Raw genomic sequence first — 5,111 nt, forward strand, 5'->3', positions numbered from 1 at the left:
CCCGCCGAGCGCCCCGCCGCCCGCATGACCCTGGCGACCGCCTCGGACCGCGCGGGGGCGGCGCGGGGGCGCCCGGGGGTCAGCGGACGGCGGCCAGGACGCCCGGGACGTCGTTGACGACCAGCGCGTCCGCCCCGGCCGCCGCGTAGGACGGCGCGGCCTCGGCGGTCGGGCACCACGCCATGAACGCCAGGCCCGCCTTGTGCGCCGCGTCCACGATCTGGTCGAGCGGGCGCAGGCGGCTGTCGGGATGCTCGAACCCGCAGGACGCGGTGTGCACGGCGACGGCCTGGAGGCCCAGCCCTGCGGCGGCCGGGACGCCGTGCCAGAGCGGGAACCGCAGCCAGGTCAGCAGGCCCAGCGGGACGTCCGGCAGCTCGTCCTTGAGGTAGGTCAGCAGGGACGGGTCGAACGAGGTCACCAGCAGCCGGCGCCGCCGCGCCTCGCGCCGCAGGACCGGGGCGAGCAGCGCGCCGGTGCGCCGGGACGGGGCGTCCACGGCGTCCTCGAGGATGGTCTTGACGTCCACGTCCACCGCGACCTCGGGCGGCAGCCCGTCGAAGACGTCCTCCAGCCTGGGGAGGCCGGTCTCGGCGGCGGTCCGGCCGACGACGAACGCGCCGTCCGCGGTGGTCGGGTCGTGCCGCAGGACGAGGGCGTCGTCGGCGGTGCGCGTGACGTCGATCTCCACCCACGACGCGCCCGCGCGGACGGCGGCCAGCAGCGAGTCCAGGGTGTTCTCGGCGACGGGCGTGCCCGTGTCGTCGGGGAGCGTGCCCGCGCCGAGGCCGCGGTGGCCGATGACGGCGGGCGGACGGTCGAAGATCATGAATCCTCCGCGGCGAGGTGCTCGGCGATGACGATGTCCAGCGGGTGGGTGACCTTGAGGTTGCGCTCGTCGCCCAGGACGACGGTGATCGGGACGTCCGGCAGGTACCGGTGCACGATCCCGCAGTCGTCGGTGGCGCGCAGCGCGGGGTCGGCGAGCGCCAGTTCGTAGGCCTCGCGGACGGTGCCGAGCCGGAACGCCTGCGGCGTCTGGAACCGCACCAGCGACTCGCGCGGCGGCATCGCGGCGACCATCCCGCCGCTGACCTCGACGATGGTGTCGGACGACGGCACCCCGACCGCGACCGCCTCGTAGCCGTCCAGCCCGGCCAGCACGCGGTCGATGACGGGCCGGTCCACGAACGGCCGGGCCGCGTCGTGGATCAGCACCCGGGTGTCGTCCGGACGGTCCGCGAGGGCGCGCAGCGCGGCGGCGGACGAGGCGGTCCGGGTGTCGCCGCCCTCGATCACCCTGGTGACCTTGCGGTACGGCGCGACCATCGCTGCGGCGTCGCGCAGGTGCCCGGCGTTCATCACCACCAGCACCTCGTCCACGCCGGGGTGCGCGTCGAACGCGGCCACCGACAGGGCGAGGATCGGCCGTCCGCCGACCTCGATGAGCTGCTTGGGGCGGCCCGCGCCCATCCGCTGCCCGATGCCGCCCGCGAGCACCACCGCGACCGTCGCCATGGACTTCCCTTCCTCACCGCACCATCGTGCGCGCCTGCCGCGCGCCTCCACCGTGACCTGGCACCCGCGCCCGCCCGTCCGCGCCCGTCCGCCGGGCCGGAGGCGGCGGGGCCGGGAGCGACGCGCGGCTCGACCCGTTCCGGATCTTTTCTACCGGACACGCCGCTGCGCCGCGGACGGCCGCGGAATGACTACTCTCTGTCACGAACACTCTCCCCGACCGGCCGGAGGCGCCGATGACCCTCGCCGTGATCATCGCGACCGGACGGGCCGAAGGCCCGGACCCGTTCCCGGCGGCCGCGGTGCCCGTCCCGTCCGCGGACGGCGGCGTGAGCCTGCTGACCAGGCTCGTCCGCCGGCTGGAGCGGCTGGGCGTGGCCGAGCACCGGGTGATCACCCGGCCGGCGCTCGCGCCGCCGCTCCGCAAGGACGGCCACGACCCCGTCGAGTGCGAGGACACCGCCGCCGACCTGCGCGAGATCGCCCGGCTCGCGCGCCGGGCGCGCACCCCGGTGGTGCTGCTGCCCGGCGACCTGGTGATCAGCGACGAGCAGCTCACCCGGCTGGTCCTGGACGCCGCCGACCGGCCCGCGACGGCCGTGACGGTGCGGCGGCCCGCGGGCAGGGGGCGTCCGGTCCGGGTGGACGGGTCCGGACGCGTCGTCTCGGCGGGCTCGGGGTTCCACCGGGTGTCGGCCCCCACGGCCGACTTCCCCGGCCCGCTGTGCGTGGGGGAGCAGCGGACCGTCCAGGCGGCGGAGATCGCCGAGAGCATCGCCGTCCTGCTGGAGGTCCCCGGCGCGCTCCCCGCCGTCCCGCCCGCGCCGCCCGCGCCGCCGACCGCGCTCCCGGCCATCTCGCCGTCCGCGCTCACGACGTGGACGACGCCGCAGACCGCACCGCCACCGCCGCCGGAGCCCGAACCGGAGGCGGAGGCGGAGACCGCTCCGGAGAGTGACGACGGCCCGGCCGATGAGCACGACGCCCTCGAACTGCTGCTGGTCGGGCTCGTGCGCGCCGGGATGCCGGTGACGGCCGACCCGGCCGCTCCCGAGCTCGTGTGCCGCCGGGTCTCGGGCGTGGAAGCCGCCCAGGAGGCCTTGGAGGCGGCGGAGAGGGCCGACGAGGACGGGGTCCGGCTCCGGGCGGCGATCAAGCGCGACGACGGCTGGTTCGCGACCTACGCCGTCAGCTCGTGGTCGCCGCTGCTCGTCCGCGCCGCCGCCTGGCTCGGCGTCGAGCCGAACGCCGTCACGTGGGCCTCGGGCGGCCTGGCGGCGCTCGCCGCGTTCTGCTTCGCGGGCGGCGACCGGAGCGGGATGGTCGCCGGGGCCGTCCTGTTCTACCTGGCCTTCGTGCTCGACTGCGTGGACGGCCAGCTCGCCCGCTTCACCCGCCGCTACAGCCCGTTCGGCGCCTGGCTGGACGCGATGTTCGACCGGCTCAAGGAGTACGCGGTCTACGCGGGGCTGGCCGCCGGGGCGTCCGCCGCGGCCTGGGACGGCGGCCCGCACGCCGGGAACGTGTGGATGCTCGCCACCGCCGCGCTCGCGCTGCAGACCGTCCGGCACATGGTCGACTTCTCCTACGCCGACCGGCCGCGGCCCGCCGCCCCGGACGCCCCGCCCATCCCGCTCACCGTGGCGGGCGACCAGCGGCCCGAGCGCCCGCGCACCCCGGCCGCGCCCGCCGGAACGGCCGAGCGGCTGTCCCGCGCCACCACCGCCGTCCCGGCGCTGCACTGGGCGAAGAAGATCGTCGTGCTGCCGATCGGGGAGCGGTTCGCGGTGATCTGCCTGACCGCCGCGCTCGGCACCGCCCGCCTGACCTTCGCCGTCCTGCTCGTGTGGGGCTGGATCGCGGGCTGCTACACCCTGACCGGACGAGTGATGAGGGCCCTGCACGGATGACCGCCACCGACCCGCCCGCCGAGGCGTCCGAGACCGCCGGAGCCGCCACCGGTTCCCCCGGGACCACCGGTTCCCCCGGAACCACCGGTTCCCCCGGGACCACGGAGGTCACCGGGAGTCCCGAAGCCTTCGGTCCGCCCGGACCGCTGCCTAGGACGGAAGCCCCGTCCAGAACGCTCCCGCACGCGGAGGCTCCGCCCGGCATCGCGGCCCCGCGCCGAGAAGGCGGGCGAGGCGCCGGAGCGGCGGGGGTTCCCCAGGGTGTGGCCGTCGGGACGGCCCGGCTGCGGGCCTACCGGGACGACGGGCCGGTCTGCGCGGTCCTCGCCGCGCTCGCGCGCGACCGGGTGCCGCCGCTGCCCGGGGCTGTGCTCGCCCTCACGGCCTCGTTGGTGCTGCTCGCGCTGGGGCCGGGCGCCCGGCAGCCGGTCGCGCTGTTCGCCCCGCCGCTGCTCCTGCTGCTGACCGGGGCCGCCGCCGGGCACGGGCATACCGGACGTCTCGACTGGCTCGTTCCGCCTATCATCCGTGCCATCGAGTATGGTTACCTGGCCGTACTGGGGTTCGCGCAGGGCGTGCCCGCGCCGCTGGTCTTCCTGCTGCTCGGCGTGCTGGCGTTCCACCACTACGACACCGTTTACCGCACCCGCCAGGGACTCTGGCCGGCGGATTGGCTGTTCCCGGCCGGGCTCGGCTGGGAGGGGCGGATGCTCCTGGTCGCCTTCTTCGGGCTCTCCGGGCTTCTTCCGTTCGCGTACGCCGCGCTCGCCGCCTACCTTGGCGTGTTGTTCGCGTGCGAGAGCGTCGTGAGCCGGCGCGACTCGGGCGCGGCGGCGGCGTGACGTCCGACCTGGAGAAGAGGGAACATGATCGGGATGGTGCTGGCGGCAGGAGCGGGCCGGAGGCTGCGCCCCTACACCGACACGCTGCCGAAGGCCCTGGTGCCCGTGGACGGCGAGACCACCATCCTGGACATCGCGCTGTCCAACCTGGCCGAGGTCGGGCTGACCGACGTCGTCATCGTGGTCGGCTACCGCGCGTCCGCGGTGGAGGAGCGCAAGGCCGCCCTCGAGGAGAAGTACGGCGTCTCGATCACGCTCGTGCACAACGACAAGGCCGAGGAGTGGAACAACGCCTACTCGCTCTGGCTGGCCCGCGAGCACTTCGCCAAGGGCGTCCTCCTCGTCAACGGCGACACCGTCCACCCGGTGAGCGTGGAGAAGACGCTACTGGCCAACCGCGGCCCGCAGATCCTCCTCGCCGTGGACAACGTGAAAACTCTCGCGGACGAGGAGATGAAGGTCATCCTCGACGGCGAGGGCCACCTCCAGAAGATCACCAAGCTGATGGACCCGGCGACCGCGAACGGCGAGTACATCGGCGCGACGCTGATCGAGCCCGCCGCCGCCGAGGCGCTCGCCGACGCGCTGAAGGCCACCTGGGAGGGCGACCCCGACCTCTACTACGAGGACGGCTACCAGGAGTTCGTGAACCGCGGCGGGAAGATCGGCGTCGCCCCGATCGGCGAGGTCGCCTGGGTCGAGGTCGACAACCACGACGACCTGGCCAAGGCCCGGAAGATCGCCACGACCTACTAGCCGTCCCGTCGCCGCCGCACGACCCGCGTCCGGGGTGCGGCGGCGACGCCGTACCGGCGGCGGACGCGCCCGCGCGCCGCGCGCG

Annotated in this window: 5 protein-coding genes; 3 read left to right on the forward strand and 2 right to left on the reverse strand. The window is 75.4% G+C overall.

Annotated elements, in window-relative coordinates:
* Positions 1-79: 79 nt before the first annotated feature.
* The gene (locus DZF91_RS28550) at positions 80-829 is read right to left on the reverse strand and encodes a glycerophosphodiester phosphodiesterase (protein WP_117360218.1); all 750 of its coding nucleotides are present in this window, start codon (positions 827-829) and stop codon (positions 80-82) included.
* The gene (ispD, locus tag DZF91_RS28555) at positions 826-1,518 is read right to left on the reverse strand and encodes a 2-C-methyl-D-erythritol 4-phosphate cytidylyltransferase (RefSeq protein WP_117360219.1); all 693 of its coding nucleotides are present in this window, start codon (positions 1,516-1,518) and stop codon (positions 826-828) included. The genes DZF91_RS28550 and ispD overlap by 4 nt, the downstream gene beginning before the upstream one ends.
* 236 nt (positions 1,519-1,754) lie before the next feature.
* Here ispD and DZF91_RS28560 point away from each other — a divergent pair, with 236 nt between their 5' ends.
* The 3 genes from DZF91_RS28560 to DZF91_RS28570 all read left to right on the forward strand — a co-directional run bounded on the left by DZF91_RS28560 (position 1,755) and on the right by DZF91_RS28570 (position 5,026).
* Positions 1,755-3,428, forward strand: a complete 1,674-nt coding sequence (locus DZF91_RS28560; protein WP_117360220.1) for a CDP-alcohol phosphatidyltransferase family protein — start codon at positions 1,755-1,757, stop codon at positions 3,426-3,428.
* A 263-nt stretch (positions 3,429-3,691) separates the two neighbouring features.
* Entirely contained in the window at positions 3,692-4,270 is a 579-nt protein-coding gene (locus tag DZF91_RS28565; protein WP_199486955.1) for a DUF5941 domain-containing protein, read from the forward strand.
* A gap of 24 nt (positions 4,271-4,294) precedes the next feature.
* A complete protein-coding gene (locus tag DZF91_RS28570) occupies positions 4,295-5,026 on the forward strand; it encodes a phosphocholine cytidylyltransferase family protein (RefSeq protein WP_117360221.1) in 732 nt (243 codons plus the stop codon).
* The last annotated feature ends 85 nt before the right edge of the window (positions 5,027-5,111 follow it).

It is taken from the genome of Actinomadura logoneensis (assembly GCF_003428695.1).
GTDB lineage: Bacteria > Actinomycetota > Actinomycetes > Streptosporangiales > Streptosporangiaceae > Spirillospora > Spirillospora logoneensis.